This is a genomic window from Streptomyces sp. NPDC058576, assembly GCF_042718715.1.
Lineage (GTDB): Bacteria > Actinomycetota > Actinomycetes > Streptomycetales > Streptomycetaceae > Streptomyces.
The window spans coordinates 73,479-97,637 of the sequence record NZ_JBHXPF010000028.1 but is presented as its reverse complement, the minus strand read 5'-3'; the positions used below and the strand labels follow the sequence as shown (position 1 = coordinate 97,637).

The following is a 24,159-nucleotide window of genomic DNA, read 5'->3' as shown; positions in this document are numbered from 1 at the left end:
GCCCGGGGCCCGCGGGTGCCCCGCCACCCCCGGGGGGCGCGCGCCCGGCGGGCCGCGGGCCCCTGGGTCCGCTGCGCAGGAAGATCGCCGACCAGGCCACCGCCTACGGGTTCCTGATCGGCGGCCTGCTCTGCTTCATCCTGTTCTCCTGGTACCCGGCCGTCCGGTCGGTGATCATCGCGTTCCAGAAGTACACCCCCGGCTCCGACCCCGAATGGGTCGGCACCGCGAACTTCACCCGGGTCTTCCAGGACCCGGAGTTCACGGCCGCCTGGCGCAACACGCTCACCTTCACCGTGCTCGCCCTGGTCATCGGGTTCGCCATCCCGTTCCTCATGGCGCTCGTCCTCAACGAACTGCGGCACGCCAAGGCGTTCTTCCGGGTCGTCGTCTACCTCCCCGTGATGATCCCGCCGGTGGTCAGCGCCCTGCTGTGGAAGTGGTTCTACGATCCGGGCGCGGGCCTGGCCAACGAGGTGCTCGGCTTCCTCCACCTGCCGACCTCGAACTGGACCAACGGCGCCGACACCGCACTGGTCTCGCTCGTCATCGTCGCCACCTGGGCCAACATGGGCGGCACCGTCCTCATCTACCTCGCCGCCCTCCAGGGCATTCCCGGCGAGCTGTACGAGGCCGCCGAGCTGGACGGCGCTTCCGTCTGGCAGCGCGTCCGGCACGTGACCATCCCGCAGACCCGCTTCATCATCCTGATGCTGATGCTCCTTCAGGTCATCGCGACGATGCAGGTGTTCACCGAACCCTTCGTCATCACCGGCGGAGGCCCGGAGAACTCCACGGTCACCGTGCTCTACCTCATCTACAAGTACGCCTTCCTCTACAACGACTTCGGCGGCGCGTCCGCCCTCAGCGTGATGCTCCTGCTGGTGCTCAGCGCGTTCTCCGCCCTGTATCTGCGACTCACCCGCACCGACTGAGAGGAGCGTCGCCCCGTTATGACCCAGACAGCTCCGCCCCCGGTACAGCAGCCGCCCGCCGCCCTCGGCAAGCGCTCCGGGGACGCCCCGGCCGAGCGGTCCGTACGCACTGTCATCTCACCGCTGGCGCTCGCCGGACGCCGCGGCAAGGTCACGTACTGGTCGGTGTTCACCCTCGTCGTCCTGCTCTTCGCCTTCGCGTTCCTCTTCCCCGTCTACTGGATGGTCACGGGCGCGATGAAACCGCCCGAGGAAGTGGTGCGCACCCCGCCCACCCTCGTTCCCGAGCAGTGGCAGGTCAGCGGCTACACCGACGCCTGGGACCTGATGCGGCTGCCGACCCACCTGTGGAACACGGTCGTTCAGGCGACCGGCGCCTGGGTGCTGCAGATCGTCTTCTGCACAGCCGCCGCCTACGCCCTGTCCAAGCTCAAGCCGGCTTTCGGCAACGTGATCCTCGGCGGCATCCTCGCCACCCTCATGGTCCCGGTGCAGGCCCTCGTCGTACCGAAGTACCTCACCATCGCCGACATGCCGCTGATCCACGTCAACCTGCTGAACGATCCGCTGGCCATCTGGCTGCCGGCCGTCGCGAATGCCTTCAACCTCTATCTGCTCAAACGATTCTTCGACCAGATTCCGCGCGACGTCCTGGAGGCCGCCGAGATCGACGGGGCGGGCAGACTCCGCACCCTCTGGTCCATCGTCCTGCCCCTGTCGAGGCCCGTCCTCGGCGTCGTGTCGATCTTCGCGCTGGTCGCGGTGTGGCAGGACTTCCTCTGGCCGCTGATGGTCTTCTCCGACACCGACAAACAGCCGATCAGCGTGGCCCTCGTGCAGCTCTCGCAGAACGTCCCGCTGACCGTGCTGATCGGGGCCATGGTCATCGCGAGCATCCCGATGGTCCTGATGTTCCTCGTCTTCCAGCGGCACATCATCGCCGGAATCAGCGCGGGCAGCACGAAAGGCTGACCCGCGCCCGCCCCCCCGGCGAGCCCCCGGACCCGCCGCCGCCCCCGGCCTTCCCGCCCCGCTCCGGGGCGGCGGCGTCAGAACCTCCAGCTCCTCCCTGTTGCGCGGACCGGCCCACTTCGCCGGCGACCGCGCCCCGCCCGAAAGGAACCCGCCTTATGGAAGGCAGCCAGCTCGCCGCCGACGACTGGTGGCGCTCGGCCGTCATTTACCAGGTCTACGTCCGCAGCTTCGCCGACGGCGACGGGGACGGCACCGGCGATCTGACGGGCGTACGGTCCCGGCTGCCCTACCTGGCCGAACTCGGCGTCGACGCGCTCTGGTTCACCCCCTGGTACCTGTCCCCGATGGCGGACGGCGGATACGACGTCGCCGACTACCGGGCCATCGACCCCTCCTTCGGCAACCTCGCGGAGGCCGAGAAGCTCATCGCCGAAGCCCGCGAGGCGGGGATCCGGACCATCATCGACATCGTTCCCAACCACGTCTCCGACCAGCACGTCTGGTTCAAGGCGGCACTCGCCGCGGGGCCCGGCAGCGCGGAGCGCGAACTCTTCCACTTCCGCCCCGGCCGCGGCGCACACGGCGAACTGCCCCCCAACGACTGGGAGAGCGAGTTCGGCGGAGTGCCCTGGACCCGCGTGGCGGACGGCGAGTGGTACCTCCACCTGTTCGCCACCGAGCAGCCCGACCTCAACTGGGCCCACCCCGCCGTACGCCAGGAGCACGAGGACGTCCTGCGGTTCTGGTTCGAACGCGGTGTGGCCGGCGTGCGCATCGACTCCGCCGCCCTCGTCGCCAAGGACCCGGCGCTCCCGGACCTCGAAGGACACCAGGGGCCGCACCCGTACGTCGACCGGGACGAGCTGCACGACATCTACCGGGGCTGGCGGGCCATAGCCGACGAGTTCGACGGCATCTTCGTCGGCGAGGTGTGGCTGCCCGACTCGGAGCGCTTCGCCCGCTACCTCCGCCCCGACGAACTGCACACCGCCTTCAACTTCACCTTCCTCAGCTGCCCCTGGGACGGCGCCCTGCTGCGCCGCGCCATCGACGAGACCCTCGCCGAACACGCGCCCGTCGGCGCCCCCGCCACCTGGGTCCTCTGCAACCACGACGTCACCCGCACCGTCACCCGCTACGGCCGCGAGGACACCGGCTTCGCCTTCACGGCCAAGGCGTTCGGCGTCCCCAGCGACCTGGAGCTCGGCACCCGCCGCGCCCGCGCAGCCGCCCTCCTCTCGCTCGCCCTGCCCGGCTCGGTCTACCTCTACCAGGGCGAGGAACTGGGGCTGCCGGAGGCCGACGTGCCGCTGGACCGGATCCAGGACCCCATGTACTTCCGCTCCCAGGAGCGGGCCCCCGGCCGGGACGGCTGCCGCACCCCACTGCCCTGGGCGGCCGACGAACCGTACGCGGGTTTCGGCTCCACCGTGGAACCCTGGCTCCCGCTGCCCGCCGACTGGCCGTCCCGCGCGGCCGACCTCCAGGCCCAGGACCCCGACTCCGTGCTGGCCCTCTACCGGGAGGCCCTGCGGCAGCGGCGCTCGCTGACCGCACTGCACACCGAACCGTTGCGCTGGCTGGGCGAGGACCCGGAACTCCTGCTGTTCGCCCGCGGCGAGGCCCTGGTCTGCGCGGTCAACCTCGCCGAGCGGCCCGTACAGCTCCCCGCCCACACCGAGATCCTGCTCGCCAGCGGTCCCCTGGACGCCGACGGCCGGCTGCCCCGGGACACGGCGGTGTGGCTGGCCGTCTGAACCGGTACGGCACACCGACGGGGGAGCATCCGACGCGTGGGCGATCCACCCAGGGGGCCTGAGTACCCGCACTCAGGCCCCGTGCCCCGGCCGCCGCGACGATGAGGGCGTAGCGGGCGAAGCCGAGAAGGGCGGGCTCCGCACCGCACCGCCGCCCACCAGGACGGCTGCGCCCGCCGGACCTTGGGAGAACCGTGCTCAGCCGCATCGCCTCCGCCGTCGTCCCCTCGCTCGGACGCCTCACCGTCACGTCCGACCACGCCGCTGCCCCGGCTGCCGGCAGCATCATCGTCGCCAACCACACCTCCCTGGCCGACCCCGGCATCGTCCTCGCCGCATTGCTGCGCCTCGGCGTCGAACCCGTCGTCATGGCCACCGCGGGCCTGTGGCGCATCCCGGTCCTCGGCCGTCTTCTGGAGCGCGGCGGCCGTGTGCCCGTGCACCGCAACACCGACCGGGCGGCGGGCGCCCTCGACGCGGCCGCCGTCGCGCTCGGGGACGGCCGCCATCTGCTCATCTACGGCGAGGGGCGGCTGCCCTGCCGGACGGACGCGGCGGAGGCTCCGCCGGAGAGCTTCCGCAGCGGCCTCGCCCGCCTCGCGCACGCGTCCGGGGCGCCCGTCGTGCCGCTCGGCCAGGCAGGCGCCCGCCGGGTGACCTCGGGCCCGTGCGTCAAGCAGATCTCCGGGCTCATCACCGCTCCGGCCCGCCGCCCCCGGCTCCACGTCCACATCGGCGCTCCGCTGCACCTCCCGCCGGGGGTCGAGACGGCGACCGCGACGGCCCGCGCGGCCGTCACCGCCGCCTGGCGCACCGCCGCTCACCACCTCGGCGAACCCGCCGCGCTCGCCGGACGCTCCGAACGCGCTGCGTGAGACGGCAGACGGCTACCCCGCCTCGCGCGCCGCCCGCTCCAGACGCTGCCGGTAGCCCTCCCACCACGCGCGGTCGCCCGGCGGCATGTTGTCGGTGCCGGACCGCAGCCCGACCGTCCCGTCGATGAGCTCCCGCGCGATGTCGGCGTGCCCGGCATGCCGCTGCAGGTCGGAGATCACATGGACCAGGATCTGGTGCAGCGTCACCCGGCCCCGCTCGCCGGGCCACCACCGGACCTGCCCGACCGCGTCGAGGGGCAGCTCGGCGATCGTGGCGTCCGCGTGCTCCGCCACCCGGCGGTGGAGCGCGAGGATGTCCTCGCGGGATTCGTCGGCCGTCGCCCACATGTCCTGGTTCGCCTCGGCGTCGTCCTCGAAGGCGGGCAGCACCTCGCCGAACGGCCGCCCGAACGTCTCGCCGAAGTAGCCCAGCTCCACTCCTGCGGCATGCTTGACCAGCCCGAGGAGATTCGTACCGGTCGGTGTGAGGGGGCGGCGGACGTCGTACTCCGAGAGCCCGTCGAGTTTCCACCACAGGACGTCGCGGGCTGACTGGAGATAGTGCTGGAGGTCGGCCTTCGGCTGCGAGAGGGTCATGCGGGCAGTCTGTCACCGGGCACTGACAACGCGGCTGCCACCGGACGCCGACAGCGCGGGGCTCCCGTCCGGAGGACGTGCCCGGCTCCCGTCCGCCAGGCGCGCCGAGGTGTGCGCTCCGCACCGTCCGGGGCCGCGGCCCGGGTGGCGGCCGACGCCCCGGCGGCGTAGGTATGGAGGCGTGCCGCTCCGGAGGACGTGTGACGCCACGGAGCGCACCGGCCTGCGACGGCCGGTGACCATCAGGCCCACCCGGCGGACCGGCGACAACGTCCGGCGGCTCACCACCGGGGGCGAGGAGACCGATCCCGATGACCGAGGCAGAGCAGAGGACCCCTGTGCACGGGATTCCGTGCTGGGTCAGCCTCATGACCCGGGACCTGCGGGCCACCGAGGACTTCTACGGGACCGTTCTCGGGTGGACCTTCCGCTCCGGCACCCTCGGCGAGGGCTTCTCCGTCGCCCACGTCGACGCCCTGCCCGTCGCCGGGATCGGACAGATCGCCCCCGGTCTGCCCACGGCCGTCTCCTGGACCCCGTACTTCGCCGTCGCGGACGTCGACACCGCCGCGGCCCGGGTCCGTGAACGGGGCGGCACCATCGCCGTCGGCCCGATCCGGCTGGGCCCCGGGCGGGGCGCCGTGGCCGCCGACCGGGAAGGGGCCGCGTTCGGCTTCTGGGAGGGGCGGACCCCGCCCTGGTCGTTCGGCCGGGACAGCGCTCCGGCCTCCCTCGAACTGCGCACCAGCCACGCCTTCGACTCCGCGATCTTCTACGCCGAGGTGTTCGGCTGGGCCTCCGAGGAACCCGGCGGCTGCGAGGTCGGCTACGCGTACCAGCAGGACGCGGTCGTCGTACGGCAGGGCGGCCGTACCGTGGCCACCCTGCGCGGCGGCGGGGACGCGTCGTCCCCCGACCCCCTGCTGCGCCCCCGTTGGCACGTCCGCTTCCAGGTCGCGGACCTGCACGCGGTCACCGAGGCGGCCCGTGCGGCGGGCGGAACGGCCGGCCCGTCGGCGAACTCGCCCGCCGACGGAACCGAAGCGGTGATCAGGGACCCCGACGGCGGCGTCTTCACCGTCTGCGCCCACCCCGCGTAGCCGCCGCACCGGCCCTCAGCAGGTGCGGAACACGTACCCCGGCCGCCCGGCCGGGACGACGTCGAGATCCCGGCGCACCACCGAGACCTTCGCCCCCACGGCGGAACACGCCTCGGTGAAGTCGCCCGCGGTGTACTCGACGACGAACACCTTGTTGCCGTACGCGGAGGCGTAGTCGGCGCACTCGTCGTAGCGGCCGCACTCCTCGGCGACGGCGAAGTCGAACCCGATCTTCTTCCGCTGACCCAGCAGGTCCGTGGTGTTCTTCTGGCCGATCGCCAGGCCCGCCGTGTGCGCGCGGTCGGCCAGGAGCTTCGCGAACGCCGCGTTGTGCGCCCGGGTCAGCAGACCGTCGGACCGCTCGTAGGAGTCGAGGTTGTCCGGCTCCACCGCCTGGAAACCGGACGTCGCGCAGCCGTCGATCCAGCCTCCGACGATCTTCGCCAGCCGGGTCCGCTTGCCCGCGGTCGAGGTGTCGAGCAGTGCCTCGCCCCACGCTTCGTCATTGACCAGCTCGCCGTCGCCGTCGCGCAGCAGCAGATCGGGGTGGTTCTTCTCCCACCAGCCGAGGGCGTCGGGCTGGGTCTGGAAGGCGTTGACGTAACAGACGTTGTAGAGGCCCTTGGCGGGCTTGGCCGTACGGTCCCGGGAGAGGGCTCCGACCCCTGCGGGCGGGGTGTACGCGCCGCCGATCTGGTAGTCGAAGACCGCGTTCGCCGTGGGTGGCACGACCTTCGGCGCGGCCTTGGCGGCGGAGCCCGTGGCGGAGGCGTGGGACAGGAGCAGCCCCGCTCCCGTCGCGACCGCGATCCCGCCGGCCAGTGCGGCGAGGGTGCGCTTGCGGCGGAGCAGAGGACGGACGGCGTGCTGGGGCATTCGTACTCCCGTGCGTGGGCTTCGGACCTTCCCCCGCATGATGGACGGCCGATCATGAGCGAATCGTGAGGGCCGGGCCCCCGCCGCGCCGGCGGCCCGGCCGCGACCGGTCGGGCGCGAGCCGCAGGACGAATTCCGCGCCACCGCCGGGGCGGGCCCGGACGGTGAGCTTCCCCCGGTGGACCTCCGCGATCCGACGTACCAGCGAGAGGCCGATCCCCGTGCCCCCGCCCGGTGAACTGAACCGCTCCATCAGCTCCGGCAGCCGCGCCGGATCCACTCCCGGGCCCCGGTCGGCGACCCACACCTCCGGCCCGCGCACCGTCACCAGCAGCTCGGCCCCGTCCGGTGCGCCGGGTACCCGGCCGTGCCGTACGGCGTTGTCCAGCAGGTTGCGTACGGCAACCCGCACCAGCGCCGCGTCGGCCTCGACCACCGACTCCGCCAACCGCAGCTCCGGGCGGGGCCCGCTCTCCGGCAGCTCCGCGCACACCTCCTCCACGAGCTGGTCCAGCCGCAACGGCTCCGCCCGTACGGTGTCCACGGCGGCCTCCAGCCGCCCCCGGGCCAGCAGGTTCTCCACGACGTCGGCCATCCGGTCCGCCGCCCGCCGGATCCGGGGCAGATGAGCGTCGAGACCGCCCGGGGCGCCGGCGGCCACCTCCACCGATCCGCGCATCACCGCGACCGGGGTCCGCAGCTCGTGCGCGGCGTCCGCCAGCAGCCGTTCCTGCTGCTCCAGCGCCTGCCACGCCGGCCGCATGCTGCGCCCGGAGAGCACGTGCCCGGTCACCGCGGCCAGGGCCGTCAGCGCACCGGCCCCGACGACCAGGGAGAGGACCAGACTCCGGTGCTCGGCCGCGCCGCGCTCCGGATCGCCGACCGCGACGGCCGCGCCCGCCACCTCGTCGGTGGCGTCGTGGTAGAAGGGCACGGCCAGCAGCCGCACCGGCTCTCCCGAGCGGTCGCGCGCCTCGGCCCGCACCGGCCCCTCCTCGCCCATCGCCGAACGGGTCACCGCGTCGATCGCCCCGGCCCCCACGGCGAACTGCGCGGTGCGGCCCCGGAACACGGTGACCGGATCACCGCCGGGCCGGCCCTCCAGCACCAGGATCTGCGGCGTTCCCGCGGTCGCCTCGTCGTCCCCGAGGCCGTCGAGGCGGATCCGGTCGTCCTCGTAGTAGACGAGCGAGGCGGCGACGGACGCCCGGCGGCGCATCTCGTCGTACTCGGCGTCCTGCCGCGCCCGGTCGTCGGTACGGATCACCACCCAGGACAGGCACGCCAGCCCGACGACGGTGATCAGGGTGTAGGCCGCGGTCAGCCGCAGCTGCAGTCGGCGCAGCCGCCTCCTGGCCGGGGAACGCCGCCGCACGGGCCCACGGCGTGCCCTGGCCATCAGGAGGGCCCCGGCTCCGCCGACAGCAGGAACCCCTGACCGCGCACGGTGTGCACCAGACCCGGGGAGCCGAGCTTGCGGCGCAGACCCGCGACGACGGCGTCCACCACATTGGAGACCGGGTCGGCCATCTCGTCCCAGCAGTGCTCCAGCAGCCCGGTACGGGTGACGACGGCGTCCCGGTGGACGAGGAGCTGCTGGAGCACGGCGTACTCCTTCGGGCTCAGCGACAGCAGCACACCGCCGCGCCGCACCTCGTGCCGCGCCACGTCCATGACCACGTCCGCGCAGCTCAGGAAGGAAGGCAGCCGGACCGGCGCCCGCCGGGTCAGGCCCCGGACGCGCAGGACCAGCTCGCGCATCGCGAACGGCTTGGCCAGATAGTCGTCCGCCCCGCTCTCCAGCCCCCGCAGCCGCTCGTCCAGGGAGTCCAGGGCGGTCAGGCACAGCACGGGCACCGACCAGCCGGCCCGGCGCCTGCCCTCCAGCGGGGCGAGGGTGTCGCCGGAGGGCACCATCCGGTCCAGCACCACACAGTCGTACGCGGTGATGTGCAGCGACTCGTCCGCCTCCGGCCAGTCGGAGACGCAGTCCACGGCGAAGCCCCCGTCGCGCAGCCCGGCCGCGATCACCTCCCGCAGGTCGTCGTCGTCCTCCACCAGCAGCACACGCATGGGGAGGACGCCTCCGAGTCTTTGTCCGGGAGATCCCCTGGCCGGGGGAGGCGAGGGGAGAGACCTGCCATCCTAGGCCGTTCCGCGCCTCCGCCCCGAGGTGGCCTGTCAGCCCGTGACGCCTCGGCGGTCCGGAAGCCGGGAACCTGTTGGCGGGGCAATCGGCCTCAGCCGGCGAGTGCCTCGGCGGCCTCCGCCGCCACCGCCTCGGCCACGGTCGCCAGAGCCGGTGAGTCCAGTTTCCACTGCTGCCAGTACAGCGGGACGTCCACGGTGTGGTCCGGGGTGAGCAGCACCAGCCGGCCGCAGCTCAGCAGCGGCTCCGCCTGGACGTCGGGCACCACGCCCCAGCCCATGCCCGCCACCACGGCGTTCACGAACCCCTCCGACGTGGGCACCAGATGACGCCGGGCGCTCGCCCGGGGCGCGGGGCCGAGGCGGCGCACGAAGGAGTCCTGCAGGTCGTCGCGCCGGTCGAAACCGATCACCGGCGCGTCGCCGATCAGCTCGCGCAACGCGGCGCCCTCCAGCCGTCCCAGCCACCGGTCGGCGAAGCCGGGGCTGGCCACCGGCAGATACCGCATCCGGCCCAGACCGCGCACCGAGCACCCCGTCACCGCCTCCGGCGACGAGGTCACCGCGGCCATCACCAGCCCCTCCCGCAGCAGGGCGGCCGTATGGTCCTGGTCCTCCCGGCGCAGCTCGTAAGCGAGGCCCAGCTCCTCCGGCACGCGCCGCAGGGCGGGCAGGAACCACGTCGCCAGGGAATCGGAGTTCACCGCGATCGACAACTGTGTCGGCTCGCCGGGCCCGGACATCCCGAGCGCCGCCTGCGCGTCGCGCTCCAGCCGGGCCAGCTGGCGGGCGAAGCGCACCACCACCTCACCGGACTCGGTGGGCCGCACCGGCTTCGTGCGCATCAGCAGCACCCGGCCCGTGCGCTGCTCCAGCGCCTTCACACGCTGACTGACCGCCGACGGCGTCAGCCGCAGGACGTTCGCCGCCGCGTCGAACGTACCTTCGTCGACCACGGCCAGCAGCGTCCGCACCTGGTCGAGAGGAAGCTCGGACATCATGAAGGCTAATGATACGTAAGAATCCTTAGCTGGACATCAGGATGTCGTGCTCCGTAGCGTCGACCGCATGACGAACGCCCTGACCACGGCGGCCGCCGGATTCGGCACCGGCCTCTCCCTCATCGTCGCCATCGGCGCCCAGAACGCCCTGGTGCTGCGCCAGGGCGTCCGCCGTGACGGCGTACTCGCGGTGGTCGCCATCTGCGCCCTGTCCGACGCGGTGCTCATCGCGCTGGGCGTCGCCGGGGTCGGCGCGGTCGTCGTCGCCTGGCCGTCGGCGCTGACCGTGGTGGGGCTGCTCGGCGGCCTGTTCCTGATCGCCTACGGCCTGCTCGCCGCCCGCCGTGTGCTGCGCCCGTCGGCCCTGCACACGGGGGACGCCCCGACCGCGTCGCGGCGGGGCGTCGTGCTGACCTGCCTGGCGATGACCTGGCTCAACCCGCACGTGTACCTCGACACCGTGTTCCTGCTCGGGTCCGTCGCCGCCGACCGCGGGCCCTTGCGCTGGACCTTCGGCCTCGGCGCTATCCTCGCCAGCCTGTGCTGGTTCGCGGCGCTCGGGTTCGGCGCGCGGCTGCTGAGCGGAGTCCTCGCGCGGCCCTCCGCGTGGCGGGTGCTGGATGGCCTGGTCGCCGTGATGATGATCGGCCTCGGCACGAAATTGGCGCTGGGCGCCTGAACGCCCGACGCCCCTTCCGCGGGCGGGAGAGACGAGGGCGACCGGGCGCCCAGCGGTTCACCGCACCACCCGGCTCACGACATCGCCCGGCTTACGGCACCCCGCGGCTCACGACACCACGAGGACGAGCTTGCCGGTGGTGCGGTCCGTCTCGCCCAGCGCGTGCGCCTTCGCCGCCTCGGCCAACGGGAACGCGGCCTCGACATGGGCGCGCAGCTCCCCGGCCCGGACCAGGTCGGCGATGGCCGTCATGCCCGCGTGATCGGCCTCGACCAGCAGGTTCTCCACCCGGACCGCCCGCTCGGCGGCCTTCGCGGCCTCCGACGAATCGGTGCCCGGGAGTAGCGAGACGAGCGTGCCGCCCCGGCGCAGGACATCGAGCGAACGTGCCCGCGTCGCGCCCGAGAGCGGATCGAGGACCATGTCGACGTCGCTCACCGCGTCCCCGAAGTCCACGGTGCGGTAGTCGATGACCTCGTCCGCCCCGAGCCCTCGCACGAACGGGTGCTTGGCGGCGCTCGCGGTGCCGATGACGTACGCCCCCAGCGACTTGGCGATCTGCACGGCGAGGTGGCCGACCCCGCCGGCGGCGGCGTGGATCAGGACCCGCTGCCCGGGGCGCACGTCCGCCGTGTCGACGAGCGCCTGGCGCGCCGTGAGCGCGGCGAGCGGGAGGGCGGCCGCCTGGACGTGGTCGACGCCCTCGGGCTTGTGGGCGAAGGCGCGGGCCGGGCCGACCGTGAACTCGGCGTGGGAGCCGACGCCGTAGGGGTAGGGCAGCATGCCGAACACCTCGTCGCCCGGCTTGAAGAGGGTCACCCCGAAGCCCACCGACTCGACGACCCCGGAGACGTCCCAGCCCAGGACGAGCGGCAGCCGGTCCAGGAACATGCTCTGGGCCCGGTGCTTCCAGTCCGTGGGGTTCACTCCGGCCGCGCGGACGGCGACCACGATCTGACTCGGTCCCGGTACCGGCCGGGGGAGCCGGATCTCCTCCAGCACCTCGGGGCCTCCGTAGACGCTCTGGCTGATGGCGCGCATGCTCTCGTTCTTCGTCATGCGTCCAGCCTCACGGCTGTCCGTCCGGCGTACCATGGCATGATTGCCATCTTTCGACAGGATCGTGCCATGGGAAACGTGCACCGCGTCGCCGTACTCGCCCTGGACGGGGTGTATCCGTTCGAACTCGGCATCCCGAACCGGGTCCTCGCCGCTGCCGACGGCCGCTACTCCGTCGTGACCTGCACGGTGGACGGCGGGCCGGTGCGCACCAACGCCGACTTCTCGATCACCGTCGAGCACGGCCCCGAGGTGCTGGCGACGGCGGACACGCTCGTCATCCCGCCTTTCGACACCTCCCTCCTCACCCGGGACGCGCCCGCGGAGGCCGTCGCGGCGCTCGCGGCGGTGCGTCCCGGCACCCGCATCGTGTCCATCTGCACCGGTGCCTTCCTCCTCGCGTCCGCCGGACTGCTGGACGGTCGGCGGGCCACCACGCACTGGGCGCTCGCGGAGCTCTTCCGGTCGTGGTTTCCCCAGGTGCGGCTGGACCCGAACGTCCTCTTCGTCGACGACGGGGACGTGTTGACCTCGGCCGGCGCGGGGTCCGGCGTCGACGTCTGCCTGCACCTGGTCCGCGCTGACCACGGCAGCGAGGTCGCCAACCGGGTCGCCCGGCTCTGCGTCGTTCCGCCGTGGCGCGACGGGGGACAGGCCCAGTACATCGAGCAGCCCGTGCCCGATCCGGCGGCGAACGGCACCGCCGCGACCCGCGACTGGGCGCTGCGGAACCTCCATGAACCGCTGAGCCTGGCGAGCCTCGCCGACCACGCCCGGATGAGCCTGCGCACCTTCGCCCGACGCTTCAACGAGGAGGTCGGCATGAGCCCGGGCCGCTGGATCGTCCAGCAGCGGGTCGACCGGGCCCGTCATCTCCTGGAGTCCACGGACCTGGCGGTGGACGACATCGCCGGCCAGGTCGGCTTCGCCACCGGTGCGTCGCTGCGCCAGCACCTGCACGCCGCCATCGGCGTCACCCCGCTGGCCTACCGCCGTACGTTTCGCGGCGCCGTCGTCGCGTCCGGACGCCGATAGACCAGGCGCCATGGGCGGGGCGCCGGTGCGCGCCCCGCCCCCGACCGGTTCAGCCGAGGGCGTCGAGGAGGCTGAGGCGTTCGGCGCGCTCGGGTGTCAGATCGAGGGCGGCGAGGATGGAGGGCGCTGCGATGCTGGGGAGTATGTGCCGCTGCAGCGTGATGTGGCGGCGCTGCAGGTCCCGGTAGTCGGTGAGAGTCTGGGAGACCGCCTGGGTGCCCGCGAAGGCGGCCACGTACAGGTCCGCCGTCTCGGTGGGGTTGACGTGGGGGAGCAGCTCACCGTTGTGCTCGGCCCGGGCGAGGAGGTGATGGGTGGCTTCCTGCCAGCGGAGAAAAGGGCCGCTGCGGTCGAGACCCTGGGCCTGCTGGTCCATGGAGAGGCGAACGCCGGCGCGGGCGAGGAGACTGGTCTGAAGACGGTGGCTGAACAGCATCCCCAGGTCGACGAGTTCCTGGAGTTTGAGCGCCTGGTCCGGAACGGTCTGGGGCGGCTCCTGGGCGTCGAGAACACCGAGCGCGAGATCTTCCTTGGACGGGAAATGAAAGTAGAGAGCGCCTTTCGTGACGTCGGCGCTTTTCAGTATTTCGGTGATCGTCGCGGCTTGATAGCCGTATTTCTCGAAGATTTCAGCCGCTGCCATCAGGATTGTCTGGCGAGTGCGGATCGCCCGGTCCTGCTTGGCCATCCTGTCTCCTTTGCTGGGCCGGGAGCCCGGGAAACGGCCGGGACGGTGTGGGGAGGGGCGGCCCTGCCGGGGATAGAAAAAAAACCGCTGAGTCTGTATCTTATCAGCGCACGTGCATCGCAGGAATGGCTCGCCATCACATGACCCCTGGGGGGAGTTATGCCCGAAGCAGCAGCCCTGATCGACCCGGTGCCGGCCATGGATTCGGAGGTCGAGGTGGTGCGTCCCGTGGCAATCGACATGGTGCACCGAACCAGGCCCGAGGACGCGTTTCCGCGTAACTGGGTGCGCCTGGCGCACGACCGGTTCTCCGTGGCGGCCGTCCTGCCGCACGATCACCCGTTCTTCGCCCCGGTGGACGGTGACCGGCACGACCCGCTGCTGGTCGCGGAAGCGATGCGGCAGGCGGCGATGCTCGCCTTCCACGCCGGGTACGGCGTCCCGCTGGGCTACCACTTCCTGATGGCGGACCTCGACTACGTCTGCCACCAGGACCACTTGAGCGTCGGCGGCGTCCCCACCGAGATGGACGTGGAGGTGTTCTGCTCCGACCTGAAGTGGCGGGGCGGACTGCCCGTCCAGGGGCGCGTGGGCTGGGCGGTGCACCGCGACGGGCAGTTGGCGGCGACGGGGACGGGCGCGACCCGCTTCACGAACCCCAAGGTCTACCGGCGGATGCGCGGTGGCGTCCCCGCCGAGGGGATATCGATACCCGAGGCGGCCGCGGTCCCCACCGCCCTGGCCGGCCGGAGCAGGGCCGAGGACGTGGTGCTGTCGGAGCCCGGCCGCGACGGCGTCTGGGAACTGCGCGTGGACACCCGGCATCCGACGCTCTTCCAGCACCCCAACGACCATGTCCCGGGCATGCTGCTGCTGGAGGCGGCCCGTCAGGCGGCCTGCCTGGCGGTGGGGCCCGGCGGGATCGTTCCGGCGGAGGCGAGTTCCCGGTTCCACCGGTACGCCGAGTTCGGCAGCCCGTGCTGGATCGGGGCGGTGGTCCTGCCGGAGACGACCGAGGATACGGTGACGGTCCAGGTGACAGGCCATCAGGACGGCGAACTGGTGTTCTCCACGCTCCTGTCCGGCCCACGGGCCGGCGGCTGAGAGGTTTCCCAGTGATTCTCGTGACGGGTGCGACCGGAGCGGTGGGCCGTGAGGTCGCCGGACTGCTGGCGGCGGCCGGCCCCGTACGGATTCTCGCGCGCCGTCCCGGGCGCCTGACGGTGCGGGGGGACGGAGTCGAGGTCGTCGAGGGGGAGTACGGGGACCGCCCCGCCCTCGACCGGGCCCTGTGGGGCGTCACCTCGGTGTTCCTGGTGACGAACAGCCCCACGGAGCCCGACGACGAGCGGGTCGCCGCGGCGGCGGCCGCGGCGGGCGTCCGCCACCTGGTCAAGCTGTCCATGATGGCGGTGGAGGAGCCGGGCGCCGACGACTTCATCACCCGTCGCCAGCGCGAGAACGAACAGGCCGTCAGGGACTCCGGGGTTCCGTGGACGTTCGTCCGCCCCAGGACGTTCATGTCCAACACGCTGTCCTGGGCGCCCGGCATCCGCTCGACGGGAGTGGTGCGCGCCCTGCACGGCGACGCGCCGGTCGCGTGTGTCGACCCGCGCGACGTCGCCGCCGTAGCCGTCGCCGCTCTCACCGGTACGGGGCACGAGGGCCGGGCGTACGCGGTGTCGGGCCCGGAGGCGATCACCGCGCGGGAGCAGACGGCCCAGCTCTCCCGGGTGCTGGGGCGACCGCTGCGCTTCGAGGAACTGGGCGTGGACGCCGCGCGCACGGCCCTGCTGGCGAAGTATCCGCGGCCCGTCGCGGAGGCCTTTCTCCAGAGCGCGGAACGGCAGCGGGAGGGAGCGAAGGCGGCCGTGGTGTCCACCGTCCAGGAACTGACGGGCCGCCCGGCCCGGTCGTTCCGTATCTGGTCATCCGACCACGCGGACGCGTTCGCGGCGGCCTGAGGAACGTCCGGCCCATCCTGACCGGACCCGCGACGCCCAGGCCGTGTGCCCGGCCGGAAATGCGGTCGCTTCACGGTGCACGAGACGCGTCAACTCCCTTATGGATAAGTGTGACGATGTGCATTTCTCCCGGAAGGGCCGACGGCATGCGCCGCACTCTTCCGTTCTCTGGAAATGAAACCGGTAAGTTGGTTTGATATCTCCATGATGCCGCCGTCCCGCTGCCCCGGCTGTTGCCGCCCCCTCCTGGAACGGAGGCCCCGGTGACCAAACAGGAGCGGGCCACCCGTACCCGCCAAGCGCTGATCCGCTCCGCCGCCACCGTCTTCGAGCAGCACGGCTACGCGCAGGCGCGGCTGGCGCTGATCAGTTCCGGCGCGGGCGTCAGCACGGGCGCACTGCACTTCCACTTCGAGAACAAGGCCGCGGTCGCGGAAGCCGTGGTCGCTGAGGCGTCCCAAGGACTGCGCGACCTGTCCGGCGCGATCCGGCGCAGGACGGACACCGCCCTGCAGGCGCTCGTCGACAGCTCGCACGCTCTCGCGGAGCGGCTGCGCGAGGACCCGGTGAGCCGGGCCGGATTCCGGCTGAGCTGCGACGGCGAGAGAGCCGCCGCCCCGGACCTGAGGGTCGAGTGGCACCACCGCGTGCGGGAGTTGCTGGACGAGGCGGCAGCCGCCGGAACGCTAGCCGAGGGCGTCTCCCGCGAGGACGCGGCGGCCGCCACGGTCGCCGCCACGGCCGGATTCGAGGTGCTCGGCCGGCACGACGCCGCGTGGCTGTCCCCGTACATGCTCACCGGCTTCTGGCAGTTGCTCCTGCCCCGGCTCGCCGCCCCGGAGGCCCTGACGCGCATGGACCCGGCGGGCACCGGTGCGGCGGCCACCCGTGGTCCCGCCCTCGCCGGGTGCGCCGCCGGCGAGGCGGAGCGGACGGCGGAGCCGAACCGACCGGTCGGCCACCCCTGAAGGCCGGGCCTTTCGTGCCTGGTATCGGCTCCACCGACGGCGGTTGACTCCCGCCATGGCCACTCAGGAGAACTACGGTCCGACCAGCTACGGTGACGAGCTCGCCGACATCTACGACAACGGGATCGCCCGGTCGACCGCGAACGGACGGCAGCCGCACCCGGATCAGGGTTCCGGCACCGGAGCGCGGTCCCGCGCGGAACCACGCGGCCGGGCCTCGGAACACCGCTCCGGACATCACTCGTGCAGGTGTCCGCGCAGCTCCGCGTCCCCCACGGAAGGACCGCCCGCAGGACCGGTGGCCAGCTGCTCCACCAGCTTGCGGAAGCCGGGACACTCGGTGAAGTCCTCGGCCCTGCACTCCAGCGCGTGCTCGATGAGCGTCCTCGACGCCTCGATCTCCTGGATGCGCCGGTCCAGCTCCGCGCGCTGGTCCAGCAGCAGCACCCGTCGTTCCGCCGAGTCCGTGGCGTCCAGCACGCCGCGCAGCTGGTCGAGGCTGAAGCCGGCGGCCTTGCCGCGGACGATCATCGCGACCCGCGCGATGTGACGTGAGCTGTAGCGGCGACGGCCGTTCACTCGCTCCGCCGGGGACAGCAGGCCCGTCGCCTCCCAGTGGCGCAGCACATGCGTGCGCAGTGCGAAACGGTCGGCCAGCTCGCCGATGGTCATGGATGTCTCATCGGTACTTGACTTCATGTTGACATTAACTTGCAGAGTTGGTCCCAGGTCAAGGGGACGCTCCACGTCCCCGCCGAGGCAGGAGGAATCATGCTCGATGTGATCATCGTCGGTGGCGGACCCGCCGGAATGTCCGCTGCGCTGACCCTGGGACGAGCCCAACGCACGGTGCTCCTCCTTGACAGCGGAGAGGGCCGGAACGCCGCCGCGGACGCCGTGCACAACTTCATCACCCACGACGGCACGCCACCGCAGACCCTCCGCGACCTCGGTCACGAGAACCTGCGGCACTATCCGACGGTCCGGACCGCCGCCATCGCCGCGGACTCGGTCCGCCGCCTCTCCGACGACCACTTCGAGGTCGGGCTTGCGGACGGCGAGCTCGTCGAATCGCGCCGGCTGTTGCTCGCCACCGGCCTGCGCGACGAACTCCCCGATCTCCAGGGCGTGGAAGCACTGTGGGGCAAGAGCGCCTTCCACTGCCCCTACTGCCACGGCTTCGAGGCCAGCGGCAGCCGCATCGCCGTCCTCGGCGCGGCGCCGGACCGGGTCAGGCTGGCCCTCCATCTCAGCCGCTTCACCGAGGACATAGTCCTGTGCACCGGCGGCGCCTCGCTCGAACCCGTCATGCAGAGCGTCCTCGAGGCCAACGGCGTCGCCGTGCACTGCTCTCCGCTCGCCCGGCTGGAGCACGAGGGCACCCTCCTGCGGCGGATCGCCTTCGACGACGGCTCCTCGATCGACCGGGACGCCGTCTTCATCAAGACGACCCTCCGCCAGCGGGCCGACTTCGCCGAGCGGCTCGGCTGCGACGGCTTTCCCGACGGCTGTATCGAGGTGAACGAGTTCGCGCAGACCAGCGTCGCCGGCGTCTACGCGGCCGGCGACATGGCCCGGCGCGCCACCGTGCCGATACCTCTCGCCGCCGTCGTGGCCGCCGCGGCCAGTGGCACCGTCGCCGGGAGCGTCATCGACCAGGACCTCGTCGGCGTCGACTTCAAACTTCCCAACCCGTTTGCGTCCGGGAGGGCGTGACCCACCATGTCCGAAGGCACCACAGCCGAAACACCCGCCCACCGTTCGGGCGGCGCCGGCTCAGGCGCGCCGCTGGCTCTGGTGCTCGCGCTGCTCATCGGCCTGCTGCCGCGGCGGCAGGCGCCGCGTCCGGGCACCGACGGCCAGACCGAGGACCACGAACCGGCCGGCAGGGCGGCCGAACCCGGCACCGCCTGACCAACTCGGCCCACCGGCGGACGAGAGGCCCTGTGTCCTCTCGTCCGCCGCTCCTCCACACCGAAAGCCAGCTGATGCGCATCCTCCTCAACGCCGCCCACCGGGGCCTCCACCGCCTCGCCGGACAGCGTCACGACCACCGATCCCACGAGGCCGACCCTGGAGGGATGGGCATCAGCGGAGAGGCGTATGACCGTCTCTCCGGAAGGCTGCTGAGCGGCCTCTACCGCCGGGCCGCGGACGATGTCTGCCGGGCCCCGCAGGGAGCGGTCGTCCTCGACGTCGGCACCGGCCCCGGCAGGCTCCTCCTCGACATCGCCCGCAGGCGGGCCGATCTCCGCCCGCACGGCGTCGACGTCTCGGCCTCCATGACCGAGCGGGCCCGGCACAACATGAAGGAATACGGTTACGGAGACCGCGTCACCATCCACCTCGCGGAGGCCGGCGCGCTCCCGCTGCCCGACGCCTGCGCCGACGTCGTCGTCTCCACGCTGAGCATGCACCACTGGGCCGATGTGCCCGAGGCCGTCACCGAAATGGCGCGGGTCCTGCGTCCCGGGGGCCGGATCGTCATCTACGACTTCCGCGCGACGTCCGACGAGCCGCTCAACCGGACCGTCGCGGCCTGTCCGGAGTTCGCCGGTCGCACCGTCCGGCGCACCCTCGTCACCGGCGCACCCTGGGTTCCGCTCCCGCTGTTCGCCCGTATGACGGTCGAACGAGCCTGAGAGGAGGCCGCGGGAGCGGAGGTTCCTCGCGCCCTGTACCTTCCGCCGCATGGCTGACGAGATCTTCGCGAACCCCCGGCTTCCGCCCTCTACGATCCGCTCGACCCCGGTCGCGGTGACCTGGACCCCTACGTCCGCCTTGCCGAGGAGCTCTGCATGTGACCGAGGTCGCCGGGCCGCTCGTCTCGTTCCGCTGGACCTACGTCTTCGCGGCCGACGGCGAGGTCCTCACCTCCGACTCCACCCTGCGGTTCCGTGAGCGTCAGGAGGTCGAGGCGGATCTGACGGCCCAGGGGTTCGTCGTGCGCGAGGTGCGGGACGCACCCGACCGGCCGGGCCGGGAGTTCGTGTTCATCGCTCGTCGGCCGGACCCCGCGCCGCGCCGCTGATGACGTCCGTCCGGCCCGCGTCGGCGCCCCAGCTCGCCAGCAGGCGCAGGGCCTGCGCCGACTCCGACCCCGGCTCCGCGTGGTAGGTCACCAGATGCTGCTCCTCGTCGTCCGGGAGGTTCAGCGTCTCGTAGGACAGGGTCAGGTCCCCGGTGAGCGGATGCCGTATCAGCTTGATGCCGTGGCCCTTCTCCTTGACATTGTGCGTGGCCCACAGCCGCCGGAACTCGTCGCTCTTGACGGAGAGCTCGCCCACCAGCGCCGACAGCTCGGGATCGTCGGGGTGGCAGCCCGCGTACAGCCGCAGATAGCTGACCATGTCCGAAGCCTTGGAGTCCCAGTTCACGAACAGGTCCCGGTATGCGGGGGAGAGGAACACGAGCCGCGCCCAGTTCCGCTCGGCCGGCGGCAGCGCGCCCCAGTCGCCGAACACCGCGGCCGCCATCGGATTCCAGGCCAGGATGTCGGAGCGTGCCCCGGTCACGTACGCGGGGATGCCGTCCATGCTGTCCAGGAGATACAGCAGCCCGGTCCGCACCCGCTGCACCCTGGCCGGGCGGCGCTTCTTCTTGTGCCGCGCGGGCCTCGCCAGGTGGGTCAGATGCGCCTGCTCGGCATCGGTGAGCCGCAGCGCGCGGGCGATGGCGTCCAGCACCTCGGCCGACACATTGCGCCCGTTGCCCTGTTCCAGACGCGTGTAGTACGCCACCGACACCCCCGCCAGCTGCGCCAGCTCCTCCCGGCGCAGCCCGGGCACCCGGCGGGCCCGGCCGAACTCCGGCAGCCCCACGTCCTGCGGCTGGAGCTTGGCCCTCCGGGTACGCAGGAATTCGCTGAGTTCGGCGCGCCGGTCCAGCGGCTCGGGAGCGGCGGCCTCGGGCTGATCGTCCATGGCTTCCATTATTCCTGGGAATCCCGGTCGTAGGCGCCGGAGCCTGTCCTTGTCAGTAGTAGGACCGCTGGACATAGGCAAAGCGGTGACCTGGGTAAACGTCGGACACGGTGTGACGCTGGGAAACGTTCCTACCGCATCACCCAGAGGAGAACCTCCGGCATGACCACCGTTGCCGCCTACGCCGCTCCCCGTGCCAAGGCCCCGCTGGAGCGCTCCACGATCGAGCGCCGTCCGGTGGGCGAGTTCGACATCCTGATCGACATCAAATTCGCCGGCATCTGCCACTCCGACATCCACCAGGCCCGCGACGGCTGGGGCGAGGGCATCTTCCCGATGGTGCCCGGCCACGAGATCGCCGGGATCGTCGCCGAGACCGGCCCCGGGGTCACCCGGTTCAAGGTCGGCGACCGCGTCGGCGTCGGCTGCATGGTCGACTCCTGCGGAAAGTGCGACGCCTGCCTGATGGGCCGCGAGCAGCACTGCGCCGAGGGGAACACCCAGACGTACAACGCGCTCGACCGCAGCGGCGAGCCCACCTACGGCGGCTACTCCACGCACATCGTCGTGACCGAGGCCTTCGCCGTCTCCATCCCCGAGGGCATCGCCCTCGACGAGGCCGCGCCGCTCCTGTGCGCGGGCATCACCACGTACTCCCCGCTCAAGCGCTGGGGAGCGGGCCCCGGCAAGAAGGTCGCCGTCGTCGGCCTCGGCGGTCTCGGCCACATGGCCGTCAAGATCGCGCACGCGCTGGGCGCCGAGGTCACGGTTCTCTCCCAGTCGCTGCGCAAGAAGGACGACGGGCTCAAGCTGGGCGCCGACCACTACTACGCGACCAGCGACCCCGAGACCTTCGAGGAGCTGGCCGGCACGTTCGACGTCATCCTCTCCACGGTCTCCGCCCCGCTGGACTTCGGCGCCTACCTCGGCCTCCTCCGCACGGACGGCACCCTGGTCAACGTGGGCGCGCCCGAGGAGCCGATCTCGCTGAACCTCTTCTCCCTGATCATGGGCAACCGGTCGATCGCCGGCTCGGCGATCGGCGGGATCAAGGAGACCCAGGAGATGCTGGACTTCTGCGCCGTGCACGGCCTCGGCGCCGAGATCGAGGTGATCGACGCGAACCAGGTCAACGAGGCGTACGAGCGCGTTCTCGCGAGCGACGTCCGCTACCGCTTCGTGATCGACACCGCGACGATCTGACGATCCGGCGCCCGGCCCGCCGGGCGCCCCCGTCCTCACGAGCGTTCCGCCCCGAGCACCCCAGGTGCCCGGGGCGGACGCTTGTGTCGCGCCGGGCACCGTACCGCGCGCGGGCGGCCCGGTCCCGGCCGACAATGGCGAAAGGCAGTCCGACGGGCGTCACCAGGGCCGGACCCCGGGAGAGGAGCGCGCGGCATGAGCGCACAGCCGCTCCAAGTCGCCGTCATCGCACCTCGCCCGGCCAGGTGCGGAGCCCCGCCCCCGGAGGGAGCACGCGGGTGATCGCCGGGCCGGAGCGGGCGACGATCCTCCGCCGGGCCGTCCGGGTCTCCGTCGCGGCGAGCGTCGGTTTCTACCCGCTGCTGTACGGCGCCGGGCTCCCGGTCACCGCGCTGTACGCGCTCTTCGCCCCCATCGCCATGGGCATGCTCTCCGCCGTCCCCGGCTCCGGCCGCCAGCGGGCGTCCGTCATGCTCCGCGCCCTGCCCCCGGCGCTGGTCCTGGCGACCCTGGGAACCCTGCTCGCCGTCGACACCTGGGCCGCCGTCGGCGGCATGCTCGTCGTCGGTTTCCTCCTGGCGTTCGCGGCCGTGGCAGGCCCCCGCCCCGCGGGCATCGCCCCCGGCCTCCAGCTGTTCTACATCCTCGCCTGCTTCCCGCCGTACGCCCCCGACACCCTCGTGGAGCGGCTGGCGGGACTCACGGCGGGTGTGCTGCTCCTCGCCGCCTGCGAAGTCCTGCTGCCCGATCCGGCCGCACTCTCCTACCGGCAACGGCTGGCCGACGCCCTCGACGCGGCGGCGCACGGGGCCGCCCCCGGAGGCGTACCGCCCCAGCGGCTGCGCGCCGCCGGATCGACGCTGCGCCTGGCCGACACACCCCCGGCGGAACGCCCCGCCGGCGCCGGCCGGACGGACCGCGCGCTGGAGCAGGCCGGACGCTCGGTACGCAGACTCCTCGACCAGCTGGCCACCCTCGCCGAAGCCCCGCCCTCGCTCCCCGATCCCGAGTCCGCCGCGCTCCTGGGCCGGGTCGCGGAGCTGTGCACCGCATGCGCCCGGTTCCTGCGCACCGGCAGCCGTCCCCCGCGCGCCGGCGCGCTGGAGGAAGCGATGCGGGGCTTCCAGGCCGACCGGGTGCGGCTGGCCTCCGGACCACCCGGCGAGCGACCTCTTGTCGACGTGCTGCGCCATCAGTCGCGGGTGCTGGCGCTCGCCGCATCGGCACGGACGGCGGAGATCACCGTCGACATCGCCATGCACGGCCGGCCCACCGAGCCCGCCGCCCCGCGCGAACAGTTCTGGTACGCCGAGCTGTCCACGCCGAGGCTGTGGGCCCGGCGCGTCCTCGGCAACGTGACGTTCCGGTCGGTGCTGTTCCAGAACGCCCTGCGGACCGCGCTCGGACTCGCCGCGGCCCGCGCGGTCGCCGGTTCCCTCGACCTGGCCCACGGGTTCTGGGTGCTGCTGGCCGTCCTGACCCTCGGGCGGACGACCACCGGGGCGACCTGGCAGGCGGTCCGCCGGGCGGTGACGGGCAACGCGGCGGGCGCGCTGGTGGCCGGGGCGCTCGTGATCGGGCTCGGACCCCGCACCGACGTGTACGCCGCGCTGCTCGCCCCCGTGATGCTGGCGGCCTTCGCCCTGGGGCCGCTGCTGGGCATCGCGTACGCGCAGGCGCTGTTCACGCTCGTCGTCGCCACCGCGTTCGCCCAGATCGAGCCGGTCACCTGGCGGCTGTCGGAAGCCCGGATGATCGACGTCGTCACCGGCAGCACGATCGGCCTGCTGTGCGGTCTCCTGGCCTGGCCGGCCGGGGCGCGGCGGGAGGTCCACCGGGCCATGGCCGGGCTGCTGAGATCGTGCGCACCCCTGGTGCCGGAGACGGCACAGGCGCTGCTCGCGCCGTCCGGCGGCTCGCGGGCCGAGCTGCGGACGCTGCCGGGCGTCCACCGGCTGCGCCTCGCCGAGGCGGCGTACGCCCAGTTCCGCGCCGAGCCCCCGGCCGCCGGGGAGGCGGACCGCGCCGACTGGCACGCCGTGCTCATCGCGGCCAACCACATCCTCCTCGGGGCGCTCTGGCTGCCGCGCTTCGGTCTGCGCCCGGCGTCCGGCGCGACGGACGCGTCCGCGGCCTGGGCCTCCGCCACCGCGGCGGGCCTGGTGGCGGAGACCGACCGGATCGCCTCCCTGCTCACCTCCCGGCGGCCGCGGCCCGCACCCGCGAGCGGCCCGGACCGCGATCCGCCGACGCCCCTGTCCGTGGACCTGGAGGTGTGGATGACGAGCCTCGCCCATCAGCTCGCCCGCATCGAGTCCTCGCTGACGCCGACGTCCGGCACGGGCCCGCGGGACGCCCGTCCGGGATGAGGGAGCC

At 72.6% G+C, this 24,159-nt stretch carries 24 protein-coding genes and 1 pseudogene; 16 read left to right on the top strand and 9 right to left on the bottom strand.

Annotated features, from left to right (window positions below):
• The 4 genes from ACFWRV_RS20845 to ACFWRV_RS20830 form a co-directional block, all read left to right on the top strand.
• A partial coding sequence (locus ACFWRV_RS20845) for a carbohydrate ABC transporter permease (protein ID WP_384336617.1) occupies window positions 1–935 on the top strand: 935 nt, incomplete at its 5' end.
• An 18-nt stretch (window positions 936–953) separates the two neighbouring features.
• Window positions 954–1,907, top strand: coding sequence for a carbohydrate ABC transporter permease (locus tag ACFWRV_RS20840; protein ID WP_384336615.1), 954 nt, complete (start codon window positions 954–956; stop codon window positions 1,905–1,907).
• Between the two features lie 158 nt (window positions 1,908–2,065).
• Window positions 2,066–3,667 carry a glycoside hydrolase family 13 protein gene (locus ACFWRV_RS20835; protein WP_384336613.1) on the top strand — a complete coding sequence of 534 codons (1,602 nt, stop codon included), beginning with the start codon at window positions 2,066–2,068 and terminating at the stop codon, window positions 3,665–3,667.
• Between the two features lie 194 nt (window positions 3,668–3,861).
• On the top strand, window positions 3,862–4,542 hold the full coding sequence (locus ACFWRV_RS20830) for a lysophospholipid acyltransferase family protein (protein WP_384336611.1): 681 nt from the start codon (window positions 3,862–3,864) through the stop codon (window positions 4,540–4,542).
• A gap of 12 nt (window positions 4,543–4,554) precedes the next feature.
• Here ACFWRV_RS20830 and ACFWRV_RS20825 read toward each other — a convergent pair whose 3' ends face one another.
• Window positions 4,555–5,139, bottom strand: a complete 585-nt coding sequence (locus ACFWRV_RS20825) for a DinB family protein (protein WP_384336609.1) — start codon at window positions 5,137–5,139, stop codon at window positions 4,555–4,557.
• Window positions 5,140–5,450: 311 nt separating this feature from the next.
• Between ACFWRV_RS20825 and ACFWRV_RS20820 the strand changes: the two genes are divergently transcribed.
• Window positions 5,451–6,239 carry a VOC family protein gene (locus tag ACFWRV_RS20820; protein ID WP_384336607.1) on the top strand — a complete coding sequence of 263 codons (789 nt, stop codon included), beginning with the start codon at window positions 5,451–5,453 and terminating at the stop codon, window positions 6,237–6,239.
• Window positions 6,240–6,254: 15 nt separating this feature from the next.
• Here ACFWRV_RS20820 and ACFWRV_RS20815 read toward each other — a convergent pair whose 3' ends face one another.
• The 4 genes from ACFWRV_RS20815 to ACFWRV_RS20800 form a co-directional block, all read right to left on the bottom strand.
• Complete coding sequence (locus ACFWRV_RS20815) at window positions 6,255–7,115, bottom strand: endo alpha-1,4 polygalactosaminidase (protein WP_384336605.1); 861 nt, start codon at window positions 7,113–7,115, stop codon at window positions 6,255–6,257.
• Between the two features lie 52 nt (window positions 7,116–7,167).
• Window positions 7,168–8,514 (bottom strand): sensor histidine kinase, encoded by a 1,347-nt coding sequence (locus ACFWRV_RS20810; protein WP_384336603.1) that lies wholly within the window; start codon window positions 8,512–8,514, stop codon window positions 7,168–7,170.
• A complete protein-coding gene (locus ACFWRV_RS20805) occupies window positions 8,514–9,188 on the bottom strand; it encodes a response regulator transcription factor (RefSeq protein WP_384336601.1) in 675 nt (224 codons plus the stop codon). Before ACFWRV_RS20805 ends, ACFWRV_RS20810 begins: the two co-directional genes overlap by 1 nt.
• 167 nt (window positions 9,189–9,355) lie before the next feature.
• A complete protein-coding gene (locus ACFWRV_RS20800) occupies window positions 9,356–10,264 on the bottom strand; it encodes a LysR family transcriptional regulator ArgP (RefSeq protein WP_384336599.1) in 909 nt (302 codons plus the stop codon).
• Between the two features lie 67 nt (window positions 10,265–10,331).
• Between ACFWRV_RS20800 and ACFWRV_RS20795 the strand changes: the two genes are divergently transcribed.
• On the top strand, window positions 10,332–10,943 hold the full coding sequence (locus ACFWRV_RS20795; protein WP_384336597.1) for a LysE/ArgO family amino acid transporter: 612 nt from the start codon (window positions 10,332–10,334) through the stop codon (window positions 10,941–10,943).
• Window positions 10,944–11,051: 108 nt separating this feature from the next.
• Here ACFWRV_RS20795 and ACFWRV_RS20790 read toward each other — a convergent pair whose 3' ends face one another.
• Complete coding sequence (locus ACFWRV_RS20790) at window positions 11,052–11,984, bottom strand: NADP-dependent oxidoreductase (RefSeq protein WP_384336627.1); 933 nt, start codon at window positions 11,982–11,984, stop codon at window positions 11,052–11,054.
• Between the two features lie 87 nt (window positions 11,985–12,071).
• Here ACFWRV_RS20790 and ACFWRV_RS20785 point away from each other — a divergent pair, with 87 nt between their 5' ends.
• A complete protein-coding gene (locus tag ACFWRV_RS20785; RefSeq protein WP_384336595.1) occupies window positions 12,072–13,037 on the top strand; it encodes a GlxA family transcriptional regulator in 966 nt (321 codons plus the stop codon).
• Window positions 13,038–13,086: 49 nt separating this feature from the next.
• On the opposite strand, the gene ACFWRV_RS20780 is transcribed toward ACFWRV_RS20785, so the two are convergent.
• Complete coding sequence (locus ACFWRV_RS20780) at window positions 13,087–13,725, bottom strand: ScbR family autoregulator-binding transcription factor (protein WP_384336593.1); 639 nt, start codon at window positions 13,723–13,725, stop codon at window positions 13,087–13,089.
• Window positions 13,726–13,884: 159 nt separating this feature from the next.
• Here ACFWRV_RS20780 and ACFWRV_RS20775 point away from each other — a divergent pair, with 159 nt between their 5' ends.
• The 3 genes from ACFWRV_RS20775 to ACFWRV_RS20765 all read left to right on the top strand — a co-directional run bounded on the left by ACFWRV_RS20775 (window position 13,885) and on the right by ACFWRV_RS20765 (window position 16,657).
• Complete coding sequence (locus ACFWRV_RS20775; protein ID WP_384336591.1) at window positions 13,885–14,829, top strand: ScbA/BarX family gamma-butyrolactone biosynthesis protein; 945 nt, start codon at window positions 13,885–13,887, stop codon at window positions 14,827–14,829.
• Between the two features lie 11 nt (window positions 14,830–14,840).
• Complete coding sequence (locus ACFWRV_RS20770; protein ID WP_384336589.1) at window positions 14,841–15,689, top strand: NAD(P)H-binding protein; 849 nt, start codon at window positions 14,841–14,843, stop codon at window positions 15,687–15,689.
• Between the two features lie 263 nt (window positions 15,690–15,952).
• Complete coding sequence (locus ACFWRV_RS20765) at window positions 15,953–16,657, top strand: ScbR family autoregulator-binding transcription factor (protein WP_384336587.1); 705 nt, start codon at window positions 15,953–15,955, stop codon at window positions 16,655–16,657.
• Between the two features lie 237 nt (window positions 16,658–16,894).
• Here the strand turns inward: ACFWRV_RS20765 and ACFWRV_RS20760 are convergent, their stop codons facing one another.
• A complete protein-coding gene (locus ACFWRV_RS20760) occupies window positions 16,895–17,329 on the bottom strand; it encodes a MerR family transcriptional regulator (protein ID WP_384336585.1) in 435 nt (144 codons plus the stop codon).
• Between the two features lie 99 nt (window positions 17,330–17,428).
• Here ACFWRV_RS20760 and ACFWRV_RS20755 point away from each other — a divergent pair, with 99 nt between their 5' ends.
• The 4 genes and pseudogenes from ACFWRV_RS20755 to ACFWRV_RS20740 all read left to right on the top strand — a co-directional run.
• Window positions 17,429–18,373 carry an NAD(P)/FAD-dependent oxidoreductase gene (locus ACFWRV_RS20755; RefSeq protein WP_384336583.1) on the top strand — a complete coding sequence of 315 codons (945 nt, stop codon included), beginning with the start codon at window positions 17,429–17,431 and terminating at the stop codon, window positions 18,371–18,373.
• Between the two features lie 6 nt (window positions 18,374–18,379).
• A complete protein-coding gene (locus tag ACFWRV_RS20750; protein WP_384336581.1) occupies window positions 18,380–18,571 on the top strand; it encodes a hypothetical protein in 192 nt (63 codons plus the stop codon).
• A 167-nt stretch (window positions 18,572–18,738) separates the two neighbouring features.
• Window positions 18,739–19,299: a class I SAM-dependent methyltransferase gene (locus tag ACFWRV_RS20745; protein ID WP_384336579.1), complete on the top strand. Its 561-nt coding sequence runs from the start codon at window positions 18,739–18,741 to the stop codon at window positions 19,297–19,299.
• 164 nt (window positions 19,300–19,463) lie between these two features.
• Window positions 19,464–19,688, top strand: a pseudogene (locus ACFWRV_RS20740) (SAM-dependent methyltransferase); the annotation flags it as partial.
• On the opposite strand, the gene ACFWRV_RS20735 reads toward ACFWRV_RS20740, so the two are convergent.
• The gene (locus tag ACFWRV_RS20735; protein ID WP_384336577.1) at window positions 19,651–20,580 is read right to left on the bottom strand and encodes a helix-turn-helix domain-containing protein; all 930 of its coding nucleotides are present in this window, start codon (window positions 20,578–20,580) and stop codon (window positions 19,651–19,653) included. The pseudogene ACFWRV_RS20740 and the gene ACFWRV_RS20735 overlap by 38 nt on opposite strands.
• A gap of 162 nt (window positions 20,581–20,742) precedes the next feature.
• Between ACFWRV_RS20735 and ACFWRV_RS20730 the strand changes: the two genes are divergently transcribed.
• Together ACFWRV_RS20730 and ACFWRV_RS20725 are read left to right on the top strand one after the other, a co-directional pair.
• Window positions 20,743–21,783, top strand: a complete 1,041-nt coding sequence (locus ACFWRV_RS20730) for an NAD(P)-dependent alcohol dehydrogenase (protein WP_384336575.1) — start codon at window positions 20,743–20,745, stop codon at window positions 21,781–21,783.
• Window positions 21,784–22,061: 278 nt separating this feature from the next.
• Window positions 22,062–24,152: an FUSC family protein gene (locus ACFWRV_RS20725; protein WP_384336573.1), complete on the top strand. Its 2,091-nt coding sequence runs from the start codon at window positions 22,062–22,064 to the stop codon at window positions 24,150–24,152.
• The last annotated feature ends 7 nt before the right edge of the window (window positions 24,153–24,159 follow it).

Excerpts from the sequence above, each read along its gene's own strand:
- ACFWRV_RS20800 (WP_384336599.1), bottom strand. The coding sequence starts at position 10,264 with ATGATGTCCGAGCTTCCTCTCGACCAGGTGCGGACGCTGCTGGCCGTG.
- ACFWRV_RS20835 (WP_384336613.1), top strand. The coding sequence starts at position 2,066 with ATGGAAGGCAGCCAGCTCGCCGCCGACGACTGGTGGCGCTCGGCCGTC.
- ACFWRV_RS20730 (WP_384336575.1), top strand. The coding sequence starts at position 20,743 with ATGACCACCGTTGCCGCCTACGCCGCTCCCCGTGCCAAGGCCCCGCTG.
- ACFWRV_RS20760 (WP_384336585.1), bottom strand. The coding sequence starts at position 17,329 with ATGACCATCGGCGAGCTGGCCGACCGTTTCGCACTGCGCACGCATGTG.
- ACFWRV_RS20840 (WP_384336615.1), top strand. The coding sequence starts at position 954 with ATGACCCAGACAGCTCCGCCCCCGGTACAGCAGCCGCCCGCCGCCCTC.
- ACFWRV_RS20795 (WP_384336597.1), top strand. The coding sequence starts at position 10,332 with ATGACGAACGCCCTGACCACGGCGGCCGCCGGATTCGGCACCGGCCTC.
- ACFWRV_RS20780 (WP_384336593.1), bottom strand. The coding sequence starts at position 13,725 with ATGGCCAAGCAGGACCGGGCGATCCGCACTCGCCAGACAATCCTGATG.
- ACFWRV_RS20790 (WP_384336627.1), bottom strand. The coding sequence starts at position 11,984 with ATGCGCGCCATCAGCCAGAGCGTCTACGGAGGCCCCGAGGTGCTGGAG.
- ACFWRV_RS20745 (WP_384336579.1), top strand. The coding sequence starts at position 18,739 with ATGGGCATCAGCGGAGAGGCGTATGACCGTCTCTCCGGAAGGCTGCTG.
- ACFWRV_RS20755 (WP_384336583.1), top strand. The coding sequence starts at position 17,429 with ATGCTCGATGTGATCATCGTCGGTGGCGGACCCGCCGGAATGTCCGCT.
- ACFWRV_RS20820 (WP_384336607.1), top strand. The coding sequence starts at position 5,451 with ATGACCGAGGCAGAGCAGAGGACCCCTGTGCACGGGATTCCGTGCTGG.
- ACFWRV_RS20775 (WP_384336591.1), top strand. The coding sequence starts at position 13,885 with ATGCCCGAAGCAGCAGCCCTGATCGACCCGGTGCCGGCCATGGATTCG.
- ACFWRV_RS20735 (WP_384336577.1), bottom strand. The coding sequence starts at position 20,580 with ATGGACGATCAGCCCGAGGCCGCCGCTCCCGAGCCGCTGGACCGGCGC.
- ACFWRV_RS20815 (WP_384336605.1), bottom strand. The coding sequence starts at position 7,115 with ATGCCCCAGCACGCCGTCCGTCCTCTGCTCCGCCGCAAGCGCACCCTC.
- ACFWRV_RS20825 (WP_384336609.1), bottom strand. The coding sequence starts at position 5,139 with ATGACCCTCTCGCAGCCGAAGGCCGACCTCCAGCACTATCTCCAGTCA.
- ACFWRV_RS20810 (WP_384336603.1), bottom strand. The coding sequence starts at position 8,514 with ATGGCCAGGGCACGCCGTGGGCCCGTGCGGCGGCGTTCCCCGGCCAGG.
- ACFWRV_RS20785 (WP_384336595.1), top strand. The coding sequence starts at position 12,072 with ATGGGAAACGTGCACCGCGTCGCCGTACTCGCCCTGGACGGGGTGTAT.
- ACFWRV_RS20805 (WP_384336601.1), bottom strand. The coding sequence starts at position 9,188 with ATGCGTGTGCTGCTGGTGGAGGACGACGACGACCTGCGGGAGGTGATC.
- ACFWRV_RS20750 (WP_384336581.1), top strand. The coding sequence starts at position 18,380 with ATGTCCGAAGGCACCACAGCCGAAACACCCGCCCACCGTTCGGGCGGC.